The organism is Scytonema hankhaensis NUACC26 (genome assembly GCF_045865695.1).
Taxonomy (GTDB): Bacteria; Cyanobacteriota; Cyanobacteriia; order Cyanobacteriales; family Nostocaceae; genus Scytonema.
This window is the reverse complement of sequence record NZ_BAACAP010000226.1, coordinates 1-18311: the sequence shown is the minus strand read 5'-3', so window position 1 is coordinate 18311 and position 18311 is coordinate 1. Positions and strand designations below refer to the sequence as shown.

The following is an 18311-nucleotide window of genomic DNA, read 5'->3' as shown; positions in this document are numbered from 1 at the left end:
CAAACTTAAAATCTAAGGCTATGCAAACTCTGTCCAAAGTTTGGGGATGGTGAGTATAGCCATTAACTATAATTACTTAATAATCTGTGTGAGGTTCTGTTGTGGATACGACAGTAGCGATAAAAACGATATTGGTAGCTTTAGACGATTCAGAAATGAGTGACCAAATTATGCAAACGGTGCAGCAATTTATGTTGCCAAAAAATAGTAAAGTCGTTCTGTGTCACGTATTCGCCACATCTGAATCAAATATGGAACTTCCCGCAGATCGCCCTCACCCAGAGTCTTCAACATTTTCTTACTCACAAATTGAAAAACAACTCAAAGGTTATCAAAATCAATTGGCAGTTGAAAGTGAGATAGAACTTGTGGCGGGCGATCCAGCCCAAGAAATTGTTCGTCTTGCTAACATTTACAAAGCTGACTTAATTGTTACCGGTAGTCGTGGGTTAACAGGTGTAGATCGAATTGTTCGAGGTTCTGTCAGCAGTCAAGTTGTGGAAGATGCCCCTTGTTCTGTATTGGTGGTTAAAGGTACTTAAGTTAGAAATCACTATCCCACAATTTCTTGTGGTGCTTCAATGCAGCAGTCAAGCTAAAAAAAGTCTTGTCATACCAAGGATAAAGTGTAGAATATAAAGGATGAAGTCAAGAGCCGACGCATAACATCATTCATCCTTTAGCCTTCATTATCTAAAGGTCAAAGTAGTAAGAAATTCCCCCATCGTCACTCACCTTAAAACTAGCATTAAATATTTTTGCTCGCTCGTCTAAATATTTTCTAGCAGTAGCGGGCGGCAGTTGTGACTGCATGGCAAAGCTTAGAAGTGTAATGCGTCCACCATTGTCTTGCAGCATCCGGTAAAAAGTAGATTGCATTTCCTCACTAGCCTGTTGCTGGAGGATTTTTTTATCCTGCTGACTTTGACGGAACAGTCCCATTGCCAGCCATACTCCCAAGATAGAGGTAGGAACGCCAAAAACTAGACCGTGCAAGACAGTATTATCCAATACATATATAGCATCTTCATTAAGAATTTCTTGCGGTGGTCCATACGGGTTTGGAGGAAATGGCTTTTGCATGGAATTCTTTTGGATTGCTGCAGACGCTGATAGCGTTAAAAACATAAAGCCCAGTGAGAGTAGCCAACCTGCCGCCAATTTTTCAGCCGTCTTCATAATATATCTCTAATTTAAACCTTGCTTGCGATTTTAACCTCACTTTTTTGTTAATGGTTAGTAATCAGTGACCACCTGACCAGTGACCACCTGACCAGTGACCACTAACTACTAACTACTAACTATTAACTACGCTTCGCTTCTAGTAGGCGGGAGAAGTAGAAGCTCGTTTTGGTCATGGATTGACGTTGTACTGAAAATCCGTTATTCTCCAAAATCTTCACTACATCTGCCTCTCGGTGCAAATAAGCACGAGTTGCTTTGCTAGGACCGGGAAAGAAACTGCCGATCTTCTTTAAGATACTGAGGGCAAAAGTTTTTGGTGCAAAACTGAGAATAAGTCGCGATTGTGATAAAGAACAAAGGTGAGAAATCATCTCTGCTGCTTTATCTTGGGGATAGTGGATCAGAACGTCTAGGCAGATAACTGTATGGTAGCTACCGCTAATGGTTTCTAAATCCTGCACTGCAAAAGTGGGGTTTTCACCCTGTCCCAAGGTATTTAAAGCTCGTTCCTTGGCTTCTTCTACCATTTTGTCAGAAATGTCACTGGCGTAGACCGAGGCTCCTGCTTGTGCAAGAGGAATGCTGAGACTACCTACACCACATCCAGCATCGCAAATGGTCATTCCTGCTAAGTTATTGTCTGCTGTCAACCAGGATATGACTGTATCAACAGTTTGTTGATGCCCGTTACGGATATCTAGCTGAACTTTGTTGACTTCGCCATCACCATAAATGCGTCTCCAACGGTCAAAGCCTGTGGAGTTGAAATAGTCTTTAACAATGGTTTTATCGTCAGTTACGTTCATGAAATTCGATTTTCAAGGTTTCTCAATAGATAATGAGATAATGATCTCATGCCAAGGTTGGCAGCGTATATGGCAACATCCTTTGCCAGGACAGTTCTTTTGTGGATTCTTTTAAGTGCCAGCGCAAGAGTTGAGTCGCCGGAACATTGGAGATGATAGTAGATAAACCGATCGCGCTTCTTGGTGCTACAGTGGCAAGTGCGATCGCTTTATCCACGTCACATATTTCCCACTTTACTAAGTTTTGCACACCTGCAAGTAGAGGAAGAGTTGTTCCTGATAAAGTTCCATCAAAAAGACGTGCTGTTCCCTGTTTCACTTCTATTTGGCGATTATCCCAAGGATACACTCCTTCGGGTAACCCTAGAGGAGCAAGGGCATCGCTAACAAGAAAAAGCCCATCCCCCAGGTTTTCGTACATATTCCCATCGGTACGAGAAACGCTAGTACGTAGTAATATTTGTAACATAATTGGCGAGACATGCTGACCATCGGCAATAAAACCACACATGACATTAGGGTTCATAATGGCTGCACCTAATAATCCAGGTTCGCGATGGTGTAATGGAGGCATGACATTAAAAGCATGAGTCACCATTGTTGCGCCTAACTCAAAAGCATTTTGTGCTTGGGCTGCTGTTGCTTGAGAATGACCGAGACTAACGGTAATACCCAAAGAACGTATAAATGGAATGACTTCACCTTTAAGATCTAACTCTGGTGCTAAGGTAATAACTTTCACATAGCGCGAGTAATCGCCCAACACTCGTTTGACTTCTTCTACACTTAGCGGTAAAAGATACTCGGCTGGGTGTGCGCCACGCTTACCGTAGTTCAAAAATGGCCCTTCTAAATGGATGCCAAGAATTTTTGCACCCACTTCTTGGTTCGCCATATACTGAGCAAAGACAGCAAGCGATCGCTGAACGTTTTCTACTGAAGTTGTGACAAGAGTTAGTAGAAAAGCATCTATTCCCAAACTCCATAAAAATTTACAAATTTCTGTCAATTGACCAACATTTTCTGTTGAGAGGTCGGTAAAAGCTAATCCTAATGCGCCGTTAATTTGTAGATCGACACCACCCAAGGAAATCCAGTCACCACCAACATCTAAAACTTGCAAATTTTCTGGCGGGACACGTTCGAGAACTTGAGACATTGATAAAACGTGCTCAACTATACCCCGGTCGTTTACCAAGAGCATCTGTAACTCTTTGTATCCAGGTATCCTAGCGTTGATAATATCTATCGGAGTAGCAAGAGGGCGATGCGTCATAGGATTGGGGATTGGGGATTGGGGAACTCGCTCTTCCCCTCCTTGTTGAGGGGCAATGGGGAACTCGGGGTCCCCTCCTTGTTGAGGGGCAATGGGGATAGAGTATGGTTCTTGTTGTTTCTCTCGTCCCTAACTTCTGACCCCTGACCCCTTATTTCTACATAACGATCATTCATCTTACAAATACAGTGTGCATCATGTACGTCAATAGATGAGATAATCTGAACACAGCTTATGCAATTTCCAGTTCCCAATGCCCAATACCCAATGCCCAATCCCCAATCCCCCCTTATCGGCATAATCATGGGTAGCGATTCAGATCTACCAACCATGCAAGGAGCGATCGCAATTTGTGAAGAATTTGGTATTGTCTGTGAAGTCGCAATCATAAGCGCCCACCGAACTCCAGAACGTATGGTGGAATATGCCAAATCCGCACACCAGCGCGGTCTGAAAGTCATTATTGCTGGTGCTGGCGGTGCTGCTCATCTTCCAGGAATGGTTGCGTCTTTAACTCCGCTTCCCGTCATCGGCGTTCCTGTTCCCAGTCGTCACTTGCAAGGGGTGGATTCGCTGTACTCTATAGTACAAATGCCTGCAGGTATACCAGTTGCAACGGTTGCTATAGGAAATGCTCAAAATGCTGGTCTTTTGGCTGTACAGATTCTTGCTACCCATCAACCAGAATTACAAGAACAAGTGCAGCAATACCGCCAAAAGCTACTGGAAACAGTTATGGCAAAGCAAGCAAAGTTAGAAAATCTTGGGTATCAAGAATATCTCAGCGAAATGAGATAAGCCGGCTAAGGCTTGCGCTTCGCCATCTGCTGGGTATAGCTTGCGCTAAACGGTGGGGAATACCCACCCTACTACGTATATTTCAAAAATTCAATACAATTGCTATATCAATAAGAATCTCAAAGCTAAATTTGAATGTTTAAAAAAAAACTGTATTGAAATTTACAGAATGAAGAGAAGCGAGCGATAATTTGAAATGGTGTTATGCAAATGGTCAGTAAGTCTATAAAGTATTTAGTTGTAACCAGATATATAGATTCCCGACTTCTTTAAGAAGTCGGGAATCTGAAGCATTTTTAGTAGTCGTAAAAAATCTTTAGTAAAGAGTCTATAAATAGGTCTTGACTGTTTTACAAAATACATAATAATTTTTTAAGAAGATTTAGTAACATCTGTAGAGGTAGCAACATTAGTTGATTAACGGCAAACTCATTTATTGATATACTGGTTTTCATTTAACCGCTTAAGTTAATGAAAATCAGCTAGCGTTAGCAACCGACTTGCCCAAATAGTCAAATACCAAAAACAACTTCTACAACGCTTCAGACATTATCCAACTTTCACTCAACGTATTTTTCCGATATTTCAAGGATTGGTTGAGCGTATGATGATAAAGAGCACATACAAAAACAAATCGAGAACAAGAAACAGGCGGCGGTTGTTACATCAGGGTAGCAGCGCACAAAGTAATTTATTTGTCAAGCAATTGAGTACAGCCATCAAACGGTTGTCGCCAAGCTGGCAAGCTTGTATTCCAGTGGCTTGCATGATTGTCCTGGCTTGGGGTTGTGCAGCAGTTGCCCAAACCCCTGCACCAGCAGGACCAACTACGGCAGATTTGAAAGTAGCCCTCGATACACTATGGGTAGCGATCGCGGCATTTCTGGTATTCTTCATGAATGCTGGTTTCTGTATGTTAGAAACTGGATTCTGCCGTCAGAAAAATGCAGTTAACGTACTTGCCAAAAACCTGATTGTCTTTGCCCTTGCCACTGTTGCTTTTTGGGCGATTGGTTTTGGCTTGATGTTTGGCAATGGCAATGACTTTATCGGATTAAATGGTTTCTTCCTACAAGGCGCGGATAACAGCCCTGCAACAGGAGATGCTTACAAGGGAGTATTTAGCGCTCTTAACTGGGCTGGAGTGCCTTTAGCAGCCAAATTTTTATTCCAACTCGTGTTTGCAGGAACAGCAGCAACGATTGTCTCAGGTGCTGTTGCCGAACGGATTAAATTTATCGACTTCCTAATTTTTAGCCTTTTACTTGTAGGGATTGCCTACGCAATCACTGGACATTGGATTTGGGGCGGTGGCTGGCTTTACAAAAAAGGTTTCTTCGATTTTGCAGGTTCCACGGTCGTTCACTCTGTTGGTGGATGGGCAGCATTGATGGGGGCTGCATTACTCGGACCGCGTATTGGCAAATATCAAGATGGGCAAATTGTTGCCTTACCCGGTCACAATATGAGTATCGCTACCTTGGGCTGTTTAATTCTGTGGTTGGGCTGGTTTGGTTTTAACCCTGGTTCCGTAATGGCTGCAGATCCCAATGCCATCACTCACATTGCTTTGACAACCAACATGGCAGGTGCTGTTGGTGGAATTGCGGCAACAATCACAGCTTGGCTGTACTTAGGCAAACCAGATCTGTCTATGATTATTAATGGTATTTTGGCTGGTTTGGTTGCTGTGACAGCATCTTGTGCTTTCATCACCATTCCAAGTTCGATTATCATTGGTCTTATAGCGGGAGTTTTAGTTGTTTTTGCCGTTACCTTCTTTGACAAAATCGGTATTGATGACCCTGTAGGAGCAACCTCCGTTCACCTTGTATGTGGTGTATGGGGAACTCTAGCAGTAGGTTTATTTGCTGTAGGTACTGGTAATCCAGCCTTCCCCTGGTACACAGATGGTCTCGGTCCTGCTAAAGGTTTGTTTGCTGGTGGTGGCTTGGGACAATTCGGCGTTCAGTTACTAGGTGTCCTGACTGTTGGTGGTATAACCGTTCTTCTGAGCACAATCTTCTGGCTTGCACTGAAAGCCACTTTGGGGATTAGAGTTTCTAGAGAAGAAGAAATCGAAGGCTTGGATATTGGCGAACACGGTATGGAAGCTTATAACGGCTTCGTCAAAGAAGCTGGTGCAACTGGATTTACAGAAGCAGGTATCCATTCATCTGGAGTCTCTCGTTCGGGGGATATACCTAATATTCTGTAAGATGGGCATCAGGCATTGGGCATTGGGTTTTTGAGTAAACACTAAAGCAATGCCCACCCTACAGCCTATCAATTTTGCGTATACTTAGGGATTATTGGAGAATTTTAAGTGGGTAAGAACTCTTACCTGTTTTATGGAATAGGCTTCTAGTTTGTTGTGTAGAAGAAAACTAGATGTAAAATGAGAAATCGCGTAAGTAACGCCGAGAAACTAGCTAAAATGGGATAACTTTATATAATCTCACAATTTATGAGAGCTTGACAACTGCAATAAGAAGTATTAGATCTATAAATCTTGCTAAAATATCAGGAATTTGTAACTCTTGCTACTGTTTTATGTATCAAAAGTTACTGAAATAAAGATGGCTCACACAAAAAATGTTGGTGCGCGGGAACAAAAATAAGTGTTGAAAAAAATGATGACGATTGGGGCTATGTCCCTACTGTTTCTGGGTGGACCGTTGATGGCTGATGCAGTTGCTCAAGGAACCACAACTCCACCTCCTGCCGATACAGGGTCTACAGCTTTTATGCTAATTTCGGCAGCATTGGTGTTATTGATGACACCAGGGCTAGCTTTTTTCTATGGGGGGTTTGTGCGATCGCGTAACGTCCTCAACACTCTGATGATGAGCTTTGTGCTCATGGCAATTGTAGGTGTGACGTGGATCTTGTGGGGGTATAGCCTCTCATTTGCACCTAATGAATCATTCCTAGGAAAATTTATTGGTGGATTTCAGTGGCTGGGTTTAAATGGGGTTGGTTTTGAGACAACCGACTATGCAGCAAAAATACCCCATCAAGCATTCATGATTTACCAAGCCATGTTTGCCATTATTACCCCAGCATTGATTTCAGGCGCGATCGCCGAGCGAATGAACTTCACAGCATACTCTTTGTTCGTCTTGTTGTGGTCAACATTTATTTACAGTCCGCTTGCCCACATGGTATGGGGTAAAGGAGGATTTTTGGGGTTATTAGGTGGTATAGGTGCTCTTGACTTTGCTGGTGGAACTGTTGTGCATATCAGTTCTGGAGTTTCTGCCCTCGTTGCAGCGATTGTCCTCAAACCTCGGAAAACTTATCCAGATCGCCTCAGCCCCCCTCACAACGTTCCCTTTATCTTGTTAGGGGCTGGTTTGTTGTGGTTTGGCTGGTTTGGCTTTAATGCAGGTAGTGCTTTAGAGGCAAATAATTTAGCAGTAGCAGCATTTGTCAACACCAATACAAGCGCCGCTGCTGCCACTTTAACTTGGTTGATTTTAGAAAAATCATTGCGTGGTAAACCAACAGCAGTCGGAGCAGCCTCAGGAGCAGTTGCAGGATTAGTAGGCATCACACCAGCCGCTGGATTTGTCACACCTCTAGCATCAATCTTAATTGGTAGCATTACCGCCTTTGTCTGCTTTTATGCTATTAGCTTCAAACACAAAGCTCAAGTTGATGATGCTTTGGATACCTATCCCGTGCATGGAGTCGGTGGGACAGTGGGAGCACTTTTGACAGGTGTATTTGCAACCACAACCGTCAACGCGGGAGGAAAAAACGGTCTATTATATGGTAATCCCGGAGAATTACTGATAGAAATAGTAGCAATTATAGTTGCGTATGTTGTGGCTGGTGTTGGTACTTGGATTATTTTGAAAATTTTAGATGCCACAGTTGGTTTGCGAGTCAAAGAAGAAGAAGAATTCCAAGGTTTGGATATTAACGAACACGGCGAAGAAGGTTACAACGAAGAGTTTGGAGACCAGATTAACGTCTCTCATAAAGGATGAAGTATAAAGCATGAAGGATGAAGTATGAAATTTTATCCTTTATCCTTCATACTTTATCCTTTTAGAGGAGGTAGGCTAATTTTTGGAATTCAGTTAAAATCTGAGTCAAAAATTTACTGTATTCAGTTAGTCGTGAACACTCCTGCAAAAACCTTTCCTATCTGGGCGCGTCTATCCCTGGCAACCAACTTCATTTTAATCTTCGCGATCGCTCTGTTGATTGCCCGACAGCAGAACTTGACAGCATTTTTCGGACTAATTCCCAATCCCAGTACAATTCACCCGAACAGTCAATCCAAAGCTCAAGCCGCCGCCCTACCTGTAGTGCCTAAATTAGGGCAACGTCACAAACTGAGTTACTGGCAATGGGTAGATATTCTCAAACAAGAAGCCAAAGTTGTTGCCCAAAAGAACCCACCTCGTTTGACAATACTAGCAGGGGATTCTCTAAGTCTGTGGTTTCCTTCCGAGTTATTACCCAAAGACAGAAATTGGCTAAATCAGGGAATTTCCGGAGAAAAAACCACAGGATTATTAAATAGATTAGATTTATTTAACTCTACCAACCCAGAGACAATTTTTGTCATGATTGGTATTAATGACCTCATTCGAGGGGTCAGCGATGAGACAATTTTAGACAATCAGCAGCAAATTGTTCGTTACTTGCGGAAGAACCATCCAACAGCGCAAATTGTAGTCCAGTCAATTTTACCCCATGAAGTCGAACGAGTCACATGGGAAGGCAAAGAAAAACTGCTAGCGATTCCTAACAGTCGCATTCGCCAATTAAATCAACAACTAGAAGACATAGCCAAAACAGAAGGCGTAAAGTATTTAGATTTATACCCCTTATTTGCTAACAGCCAAGGCAATTTGCGTCCCGAACTCAGTACTGATGGGTTACACCTGAGTCAGCAAGGATATTTGGTTTGGAGTTCTGCTATACGGTTATATAGTGAAATGGAATTATTGATAGGGGTTAGGGGGTAGAGGGTAGGGGGTAGGGAGTAGGGGAACAGGAATTACGCATAGCCCCCCTTTTTAAGGGGGGTGGGGGGATCTGCAACACGTGAAAACCTGGGGAAGAGGGATTTTTATTGGGACTGCTTTAAATCTCAAGATTTAGCGCGGTACGTTCAATTCACCTCTTTGCAAGGGAAAATAAAAAATGACAATTTAAAAGAAAAACAATGGATACCAAAGCTTTTAAACGTTCTCTACAACATTCAGAAAACTACCATCGTAAAGGATTTGGTCACCAAGCAGAAGTCGCCACGCAGTTACAGTCAGAGTATCAAAGCCAGTTGATTCAGGAGATTCGCAACAGTAACTATACCCTCACACGTGGAGATGTCACCATCTACCTAGCACAAGCTTTTGGTTTTTGTTGGGGTGTAGAACGTGCTGTAGCAATGGCTTATGAAACTCGCACCCATTTTCCCACAGAACGTATTTGGATCACGAATGAGATTATTCACAATCCCTCGGTGAATCAACGTATGCTGGAAATGGATGTCAATTTTATTCCTGTAGAAGGAAGCAAAAAAGATTTTTCTGTTATCGGGTCTGGGGATGTCGTCATTCTTCCAGCTTTTGGGGCAAGTGTTCAAGAGATGCAGATACTTAACGACAAGGGTTGTAAAATAGTAGATACTACGTGTCCTTGGGTATCAAAAGTTTGGAATACTGTTGAAAAGCATAAAAAAGGCGAGCACACTTCAATTATTCACGGTAAATACAAGCACGAAGAAACAGTTGCAACCAGTTCTTTTGCTGGTAAGTATCTGATAGTGCTGAACATGGGGGAAGCGGAGTATGTGGCTAACTACATTCTTCATGGTGGCAATCGCGAGGAATTTCTAGCCAAATTTAGTAAAGCGTGTTCTCCTGGTTTTGACCCCGATACAGACTTAGAACGGGTGGGTATTGCTAATCAAACTACCATGCTCAAAAGTGAAACCGAGCAAATTGGAAAACTGTTTGAGCATACCATGATGAAAAAATATGGACCTATTGAGTTAGATAATCACTACCAAAGCTTCAACACCATTTGTGATGCTACTCAAGAACGTCAAGATGCCATGTTGGAGTTAGTTGAGCAAAAACTGGATTTAATGATAGTGATTGGTGGGTTTAATTCATCTAACACCACACAATTACAACAAATAGCTGTTCAAAGAGGAATCGTCTCTTATCATATTGATAGTGTGGCGCGGCTTTTATCGGGTAACAAAATAGAACATAGAGAACTTAGTGGGGAATTAGCGATCGCGGAAAATTGGTTACCTGATGGGAAAATAGTAGTAGGAATCACCTCTGGTGCATCTACACCGGATAAAGTTGTAGAAGACGTAATTGAAAAGATTTTTGAATTTAAAGCGACAGCCGTTGTTGTGTAATTGGGTATTGGGAATTGGGCTTCACGAGAAAATCACACAACAAAACACAAAAATATCTCTTTCCCAATCCCCAGTCGCCAATCACCAGTCCCCTTTAATTAATAAAAAACCCGGTGGTGTACAAATACCGGGTTTAATGGTTGTTGAACTTGTTTTGGTTGACCTACTTAACATAAGGTATATCGGAAATTAGTCTTTTGGAATTTTTCTCAAAGAACTTTGCTAAAAATTTAACTAAGGTTCATTCAAATTTATATTATTTGGGATTTTAGATACGTGGATTTTGGATTGAGAAAGCCTTGTCTGTACTTAATTTCCCCCAAATATCTGTCTAATTTTTGGTCAAATTGGTATTACCTTCGTGGTTTATCATAAAACAACGTAGGTTGGGTTGAGGAACGAAACCCAACAAATACACGATTGTGTTGGGTTTCGCTACCGCTCAACCCAACCTACAATTCTTCTTAAAAAAGCCATGTTGAGGAAAATTTTATAAAATATGAAAAAACTGTTAATTACAGGGGCGAGTGGCTTTTTAGGTTGGCATCTTTGCCAGTTAGCTAAACAAGAATATGATGTATACGGAACCTACTTCTCCCACTCTGTACAAATCCCAGGTACAACCACCATAAAAGCTAACTTGACAGATTTTCAGGATCTGAAACAAGTTTTGAGCGATATCAAACCAACCGCAGTGATTCATACTGCAGCACTATCCCAACCAAATTTTTGCCAAATGCATCCTCATGAATCCCATGCAATTAATGTAGAAGCCTCATGCAATATTTCCGGGCTTTGTGCAGATGCTTCTATTCCTTGTGTTTTTACCTCAACAGACCTAGTTTTTGATGGGTTAAATGCTCCTTATCGAGAAACCGACTCAGTTTCTCCTGTCAACATTTATGGAGAACATAAAGTTATGGCAGAAAAAGGTATGTTAGAGCGTTATCCAATGACAGCTGTTTGCCGAATGCCATTGATGTTTGGGATGGCAACACCCACAGCCATAAGTTTTATACAGCCCTTTATTCAAACTCTCAAAGAAGGAAAAGATTTAAATTTATTTATAGATGAATTTCGGACTCCAGTGAGTGCAAAAACTGCGGCGAAAGGGTTGTTATTGGCATTAGATAAAGTGCAGGGATATATTCATTTAGGAGGGAAAGAGCGGATTTCGCGATATGATTTTGGTCTATTGATGGCGGAGGTGTTTCAACTTTCAAGCAGTCAGATTAAAGCTAGCCGACAGCAAGATGTGAAAATGGCAGCCCCAAGACCTTCTGATGTTTCTTTGGATAGTTCTAAAGCTTTTGCATTGGGGTATGAACCTTTATGTTTACGAGAAGAATTAGCTATAGCAACACGACGGGTTTGGGGTTGGCGATAAGCCGGAGGCTTGACGGCTAAAGCCGTTAAGCCCGTAAAATTGTGGAAGAAACCCACGGCGGAAAATTGAGTTGTCACTCGGTTCTAGGTGCAGGTACGCAATTCACGATCGCAATTCCCTAAATTTGATGCTCTCAGCTCCAAGGGCAACTTCTACGAAGTCGGAGAGCTTGCTGTTTTTTCATGATTGAGGATTGCTCTATCTGGGAACACTAAACCTGAAGTCTTGAGGATTTAGTGCAATGTTGAATCTTCCCGGATATCGTATCCATGAACAACTCTACAATGGTTCGAGAACCCTAGTTTATCGAGCAGTTCGAGAAACTGACTCATTACCAGTGGTAATTAAACTACTGAAAAATCCTTATCCCAGTTTCAGTGAATTGGTGCAGTTTCGCAATCAATACACCATTGCGAAAAATCTCAACTCACCCCTAATTGTTCAAACTTATAGCCTAGAACCCTATCAAAATGGCTATGCGTTGGTGATGGAAGATTTTGGGGGAATTTCCCTCAAAGATTATTTCACCTCACCAGAGACATTACATGTAACGTCTGGTCAGGAATTTTTACAAATAGCGCTCGCTCTGTGCAACACCTTAGATATATTGTATCGAGAACGCATCATTCATAAAGATATTAAACCCAGCAATATATTAATTAATCCCCAAACCAAACAAGTGAAATTAATTGACTTTAGTATTGCATCATTACTCCCAAGAGAAACCCCAACCCTAGTGAATCCCAATGTATTAGAAGGCACACTAGCTTATATCTCCCCAGAACAAACGGGGAGAATGAATCGGGGGATAGACTATCGCACGGATTTTTATTCAACTGGTGTAACTTTCTATGAATTACTGACAGGAGAATTACCTTTTGCGTCAAATGACCCCATGGAATTAGTGCATTGTCACCTTGCTAAAATGCCTGCGGTATTGGGGAATCGGGAATGGGGAATCGGGAATGGGGAAGAGATTCCACAGGTGCTGTCAGATATTGTAATGAAATTGATGGCAAAAAATGCTGAAGACAGATATCAAAGTGTCTGGGGATTGAAATCCGATCTAGAGAATTGTTTAGCTCAACTCCAAGTAAATGGTTCAATTGAGAGATTTGAGATTGCAACTAGAGATGTGTGCGAGCGCTTCATGATTAGAGAAAAACTCTACGGACGAGAAACCGAGGTTCAAACCTTAGTGAAAGCCTTCGAGCGCGTGAGTGCTGGAACAGCAGAGATGATGTTAGTAGCGGGTTTCTCAGGCATCGGTAAAACCGCCGTTGTCAACGAAGTCCACAAGCCAATTGTACGGCAACGCGGCTATTTTATTAAAGGCAAATACGACCAATTTCAACGTAATATTCCCTTCAGCGCTTTTGTCCAAGCCGGACGAGATTTAATGGGACAATTACTATCAGAATCCGATGCTCAACTGCAAAACTGGAAAATCAAGATTATGGCAGCAGTTGGCGACAGCGGACAAGTTTTGATTGATGTAATTCCCGAATTAGAATGGATTATTGGTACTCAACCAAGAGCTACAGAACTATCAGGAACGGCGGCTCAAAATCGCTTTAATCTGCTGATGCAGAAATTCGTGCAAGTTTTTACTAGCATTGAACATCCCTTAGTGATGTTTTTGGATGACTTGCAGTGGGCAGATTCGGCATCGCTTTCTTTGCTCTCACTGTTGTTGAGGGAAACGGAAACTGGATATTTGCTAGTCCTGGGTGCTTATCGAGATAATGAAGTGTTTCCAGCACATCCGCTGATGCTGACGCTGGAGGAAATCAAAAAAGAAAAAGCAACGATTAACACAATTACCTTAACACCACTTTCTCAGGTAGATATTAATCAGTTGGTAGCAGATACGCTCTTTTGCTCACAAGAATTAGCGCAACCATTAACCGATTTAATTTATCAGAAAACCAAAGGTAACCCGTTTTTTGCCACGCAGTTTTTGAAGGCGTTGTATAGCGATCGCATGATTACCTTCAACCAGCAACAACAACACTGGGAATGCGATCTAGCGCAGGTGAAAGCCGCCGCGCTCACCGATGATGTAGTAGAATTTATGGCAGCGCAGTTGCAAAAATTGCCTGACCAAACTCAGAAAATGCTAAAGTTAGCCGCTTGCATTGGCAACTCTTTCGATTTGACAACGTTGGCGATCGTGTCGGAAAAATCGCTTGTTGATGCGGCTGCGGATTTGTGGAAAGCGTTGCAAGAAGGGTTGATTCTGCCGATTAGTGAAACTTACAAATTCTTCCAGTCTGGTGATGCCGTTTCGACTGGGGAAATTTCAGTACCGTATCGGTTTTTGCACGATCGCGTTCAACAAGCTGCCTATTCCCTCATTGCAGAAGAGCAAAAACAGGCAACTCATCTCAAAATCGGACGATTGCTCCAACAAAACTTATCAGAAATAGAAAAAGAAGAAAAGCTGTTTGATATTGTCGGGCATTTGAATTTAGGTCAGGATTTAATTACTCAATCGGAAAACCGGGAAGCCTTAGCTCAACTTAACTTAGCAGCCGCACAGAAAGCCAAAAATTCTACAGCCTATGCAGCTGCCAGAAGTTTTGTTCAAACCGGGATTGATTTGCTCACCGCAAACTGTTGGCAAACTCAGTATGAATTAACCCTCAATCTATATGTAAATGCGGCTGAAACTGCTTACTTAAATGCCGATTTTGCAGGCATGGAAGCAATGGCAACAGAAGTTTTGCAATCAGCCCAAACCATACTAGACAAAGTAAAAATTTACGAGATTCAAATCAATGCACTGACAGCCCAAAGTCGGATGTTAGACGCGATCGCTGTAGGGCAAAATGCCCTAACACAATTGGGAGTTGAGTTTTCATCTGAACCTGACGAAGTGTTGACAAGCATGGCACTGCAAAGCCTTGCCAGTCAACTCCAGGGCAAACAGATTGAGGAACTCATTAACCTTCCTGTGATGAGCGATCGTCTTACCATTGCAGCGATGCGACTGTTAGCCATGTTGTTTCCGCCCATTTTTCTAGGAAATCCTGCTTTGCTGCCTCTGCTTTGCTCCACAATGGTAAGTCTATCACTTCAATTTGGTAATGCACCCGCATCAACCATTGGGTATGCAAGTTATGGCATGGTGCTGTCTTCCTTTTTGGGAGAGGTAGAAAAAGGTTATTGTTTTGGGCAACTGGCACTAAACTTACTCAATCAGTTGAATGTGCGAGAATTTAAGCCTTTAACTTTAATTTTGTTTGCTGGTTTTCTTCAGCATTGTAAAGAAGCACTGAGAGCAACAATTCTAACGAGTAAAGAGGGTTATCGAAATGGAATGGAAACAGGTAGCTTCCTATATGCTGGCTACCATATAAATAATTATTTATATGAAAATTTTTTTGCTGGAGTGTGCCTGGAGGATTGGGAAACAGAATTTAAAAATTACTGTATTGTTTTAGTAAATTTAAAGCAAGATTCTCCTCTGGCTTACGTGAGGATGCAACAACAAATGGTGCATCAATTGAAAGAAATTGTTAATCAACCGGATTTATTAATTGGATCTGCCTATGATGAAACAGTAATGTTTCCCAAGCATCATCAAGATAATGAGTTGAGTGCGCTGGCTTTCGTTTATATCTACAAGCTGCTGCTTGCCTATCTTTTTGGCAGCTACATCAATGCCCTAAATTACATTGCCCAAGCTAACCGATATTTAATGGCAGCAACAGGCATAATTCATACTCCAGTTTTCCATTTCTATGCCGCATTAACCCACTTGGCATTATGCTCGACGCAATCAGAAATCGAGCGAGTAGAGACGTTACATACAACGTCTCTACTCGCCCTGGTGGAAACCCATCAAAATACTCTGGCTCAGTGGGCGTACCATGCTCCCATGAATCACCAACATAAAGTTGACTTAGTAGAAGCGGAAAAATGCCGCGTTTTAGGCAAGAATTATGAAGCTGGCGATTGGTACGATCGCGCCATCTCTGGAGCCAAAGAAAACGAATATCTCAACGAAGAAGCACTTAGCAATGAGCTGGCAGCTAAATTCTACCTCAACTGGGGTAAAGAAAAAGTTGCCGCCAGCTATATGCAAGAAGCCTACTATTGTTACGCCAAATGGGGAGCCAAAGCCAAAGTTGAAGATTTGACAACCCGCTATCCCCAACTACTTGCCCCCATATTACAGCAAACTCGTTCGATTTCCACTGACGAAACTGTCTTTGCCTTAGGGACTGTCACCTCCACCAGTTCCCGGACTTCCAGTAGTAGTGTTTCTGTAGCTTTAGATTTAGCTGCCATTTTCAAAGCCTCCCAAACTATCTCAAGTGAAATCGAACTGGAAAAATTGCTTTCATCCTTGCTGAAAATTGTTATCGAAAATGCCGGAGCTGATAAATGCGTGCTAATGCTGTTGCAAGATAGTCGCCTGCTCATTAAAGGCTCAATGACCCTGGGGACAGAACCAGTTTTGTTGCAGAGTCTTCCCGTTGAGGAGAGTCAGGATATTCCCCTGAAGCTAATTTATAAAGTCAAGCACAACAGACAGACTGTTGTCCTGCGGGATGCGACAGGCGATCTCACCTTAGCCAACGACCCATACATTATAAGTCAGCAGCCAAAAAGTCTATTGTGTAGTCCCATTTTGCATCAAGGTAAATTGATGGGCATTTTATATCTGGAAAATAATTTAGTAACGGAGGTGTTTACGAGCGATCGCGTTGAACTCCTCAATTTACTCTGCGCTCAAGCCGCAATTTCCTTAGAAAATGCTCTCTTGTACTCGCTTTCGCAACAATATGCCCAACAGTTAGAGCAAGCATTACACAACTTACAAAACGCACAGTTACAAATTGTTCAAAGTGAGAAAATGTCGGCATTAGGTAATTTAGTTGCTGGTGTTGCTCACGAAATGAATAATCCCCTCGGCTTTATTGCAGCCAGTCTCAAACAAGCTAAACCAACTTTTGCCGCTCTTACCGAACACCTGAAATTATATCAAGAAACTTTCCCAAATCAGAGTACAGCAATTCTTGACCATGCAGCAGCAATCGACTTGGAATATAGTTTAGAAGATTTACCAAAAATGCTTGATTCTATGACGATGGCGTGCGACAGGCTCAAAAATATTAGTACCAGTTTACGCACCTTCTCCCGTGCCGATAAAGATTACAAAGTACCTTGTAATATTCATGAAGGAATTGACAGTACAGTTTTAATTCTCAAACATCGTCTCAAAGCCAATGAACAACATCCGGCGATTGAAGTAGTGAGTAACTACGGTAATTTACCTCAAATCGAATGTTTTTTAGGACAATTAAATCAGGTATTTATGAATATTCTCGCCAACGCTATTGATGCTTTAGAAGAAGCAAATCATGGACGCCGTTTTGAAGAAGTCCAAGCCAATTCCAACCGAATTATCATTAAAACTTCAATGGAAAATCATCGAGTTAAAATTGCTATTACTGATAATGGTAAGGGAATGAGTGCAGAAATTCAACAAAAAATCTTCGCTCATTTATTTACTACGAAAGCTGTGGGAAAAGGGACGGGTTTGGGTTTGGCGATCGCACGGCAAATAGTTGAAGAAACCCATAGCGGAAAATTGAGTTGCAAATCTGTTTTAGGTGAAGGAACAGAATTTATTATGGAAATTCCTCTGTAAATTTTGCCGAACAGTGCCTTTTGATGATTGAGAACTCATAAAAATGGGAAAACTAATCAGAAAGTCTCAAGGATTTAGTGATATGTTTAGGATTCCTGGATACAAAGTAAGCGAAGAACTCTAGAACGGTTCTAAAACTATGGTTTATCGTGGATATCGAGAGATGGACGACAAACCTGTAGTCATTAAACTATTGAAAAATCCTTATCCCAGTTTCTCGAAACTAGTACAATTTCGCAATCAGTACACCATTGCCAAAAATCTCAACTCACCCTTGATTGTCCAAGTTTATAGCTTGGAATCATATCAAAATGGTTATGCTTTGGTGATGGAAGATTTTGGAGGAATTTCCTTAAAAGATTATTTCATGCTATCAAGCTTATACAGTGGTTTATCCAACAGTAATACATTTCTTTGGGTGCAGATCTTCTCACAAAGTGTTATTGAAGTTTACCATACGAATATCTATATGCCAATCCTATTTAATTTTGGAAAATGTTGTGCTTGTTTAAAAAGGATTGAGTTGCAAGATGAATGCTCATAAAGTAGAAGTAGTTTTAACTGAAAATGGAACTTTGATGCTGTAGGGTTTACCTTTTCATGCAGGGGATGCTGTAGAGGTAATTATTCTTGAAGCTAAAACCCCACAGCAGAATGTGACACCATCTAGTCAACCAGAAACAAATCTTTATCCAATGCGTGGGAAAGTAGTCCGTTATGATGACCCAACAGAACCTGTCGCTTTGGAAGATTGGGAAGTTTTGCAATGATTGTACTTGATACACATATTTGGGTTTGGTGGG

General features: G+C 41.7%; 11 protein-coding genes and 2 pseudogenes. 10 read left to right on the top strand and 3 right to left on the bottom strand.

Features of this window, described 5'->3' with window-relative positions; translation table 11 throughout:
- Positions 1–101: 101 nt before the first annotated feature.
- Positions 102–542: a universal stress protein gene (locus ACKTT2_RS32830; protein WP_407894659.1), complete on the top strand. Its 441-nt coding sequence runs from the start codon at positions 102–104 to the stop codon at positions 540–542.
- A gap of 151 nt (positions 543–693) precedes the next feature.
- Here the strand turns inward: ACKTT2_RS32830 and ACKTT2_RS32825 are convergent, their stop codons facing one another.
- The 3 genes from ACKTT2_RS32825 to nagA form a co-directional block, all read right to left on the bottom strand.
- Complete coding sequence (locus tag ACKTT2_RS32825; protein WP_407894657.1) at positions 694–1179, bottom strand: hypothetical protein; 486 nt, start codon at positions 1177–1179, stop codon at positions 694–696.
- Between the two features lie 125 nt (positions 1180–1304).
- Positions 1305–1991, bottom strand: coding sequence for a magnesium protoporphyrin IX methyltransferase (bchM, locus tag ACKTT2_RS32820; protein WP_407894655.1), 687 nt, complete (start codon positions 1989–1991; stop codon positions 1305–1307).
- A gap of 46 nt (positions 1992–2037) precedes the next feature.
- The gene (gene nagA, locus ACKTT2_RS32815; protein WP_407894653.1) at positions 2038–3267 is read right to left on the bottom strand and encodes an N-acetylglucosamine-6-phosphate deacetylase; all 1230 of its coding nucleotides are present in this window, start codon (positions 3265–3267) and stop codon (positions 2038–2040) included.
- A gap of 234 nt (positions 3268–3501) precedes the next feature.
- Here nagA and purE point away from each other — a divergent pair, with 234 nt between their 5' ends.
- The 9 genes and pseudogenes from purE to ACKTT2_RS32770 all read left to right on the top strand — a co-directional run bounded on the left by purE (position 3502) and on the right by ACKTT2_RS32770 (position 18278).
- Positions 3502–4065, top strand: a complete 564-nt coding sequence (gene purE / locus ACKTT2_RS32810; RefSeq protein WP_407894651.1) for a 5-(carboxyamino)imidazole ribonucleotide mutase — start codon at positions 3502–3504, stop codon at positions 4063–4065.
- A 607-nt stretch (positions 4066–4672) separates the two neighbouring features.
- On the top strand, positions 4673–6283 hold the full coding sequence (locus ACKTT2_RS32805; RefSeq protein ID WP_407894799.1) for an ammonium transporter: 1611 nt from the start codon (positions 4673–4675) through the stop codon (positions 6281–6283).
- 418 nt (positions 6284–6701) lie between these two features.
- The gene (locus ACKTT2_RS32800) at positions 6702–8060 is read left to right on the top strand and encodes an ammonium transporter (protein WP_407894797.1); all 1359 of its coding nucleotides are present in this window, start codon (positions 6702–6704) and stop codon (positions 8058–8060) included.
- 132 nt (positions 8061–8192) lie between these two features.
- Positions 8193–9050 (top strand): SGNH/GDSL hydrolase family protein, encoded by an 858-nt coding sequence (locus ACKTT2_RS32795; protein WP_407894795.1) that lies wholly within the window; start codon positions 8193–8195, stop codon positions 9048–9050.
- Between the two features lie 200 nt (positions 9051–9250).
- On the top strand, positions 9251–10459 hold the full coding sequence (locus ACKTT2_RS32790) for a 4-hydroxy-3-methylbut-2-enyl diphosphate reductase (protein WP_407894649.1): 1209 nt from the start codon (positions 9251–9253) through the stop codon (positions 10457–10459).
- Between the two features lie 499 nt (positions 10460–10958).
- The gene (locus tag ACKTT2_RS32785; protein ID WP_407894647.1) at positions 10959–11846 is read left to right on the top strand and encodes an SDR family oxidoreductase; all 888 of its coding nucleotides are present in this window, start codon (positions 10959–10961) and stop codon (positions 11844–11846) included.
- A gap of 241 nt (positions 11847–12087) precedes the next feature.
- A complete protein-coding gene (locus tag ACKTT2_RS32780) occupies positions 12088–17508 on the top strand; it encodes a trifunctional serine/threonine-protein kinase/ATP-binding protein/sensor histidine kinase (protein ID WP_407894645.1) in 5421 nt (1806 codons plus the stop codon).
- 139 nt (positions 17509–17647) lie between these two features.
- Positions 17648–17875: pseudogene (locus ACKTT2_RS32775) on the top strand (hypothetical protein); the annotation flags it as partial.
- A 163-nt stretch (positions 17876–18038) separates the two neighbouring features.
- A pseudogene (locus tag ACKTT2_RS32770) lies at positions 18039–18278 on the top strand (hypothetical protein).
- Positions 18279–18311 lie beyond the last annotated feature (33 nt).

Coding starts and splice junctions, on each gene's coding strand:
- ACKTT2_RS32825 (WP_407894657.1), bottom strand. CDS start 1,179: ATGAAGACGGCTGAAAAATTGGCGGCAGGTTGGCTACTCTCACTGGGC.
- bchM (WP_407894655.1), bottom strand. CDS start 1,991: ATGAACGTAACTGACGATAAAACCATTGTTAAAGACTATTTCAACTCC.
- nagA (WP_407894653.1), bottom strand. CDS start 3,267: ATGACGCATCGCCCTCTTGCTACTCCGATAGATATTATCAACGCTAGG.
- purE (WP_407894651.1), top strand. CDS start 3,502: ATGCAATTTCCAGTTCCCAATGCCCAATACCCAATGCCCAATCCCCAA.
- ACKTT2_RS32805 (WP_407894799.1), top strand. CDS start 4,673: ATGATAAAGAGCACATACAAAAACAAATCGAGAACAAGAAACAGGCGG.
- ACKTT2_RS32800 (WP_407894797.1), top strand. CDS start 6,702: ATGACGATTGGGGCTATGTCCCTACTGTTTCTGGGTGGACCGTTGATG.
- ACKTT2_RS32790 (WP_407894649.1), top strand. CDS start 9,251: ATGGATACCAAAGCTTTTAAACGTTCTCTACAACATTCAGAAAACTAC.
- ACKTT2_RS32785 (WP_407894647.1), top strand. CDS start 10,959: ATGAAAAAACTGTTAATTACAGGGGCGAGTGGCTTTTTAGGTTGGCAT.
- ACKTT2_RS32780 (WP_407894645.1), top strand. CDS start 12,088: ATGTTGAATCTTCCCGGATATCGTATCCATGAACAACTCTACAATGGT.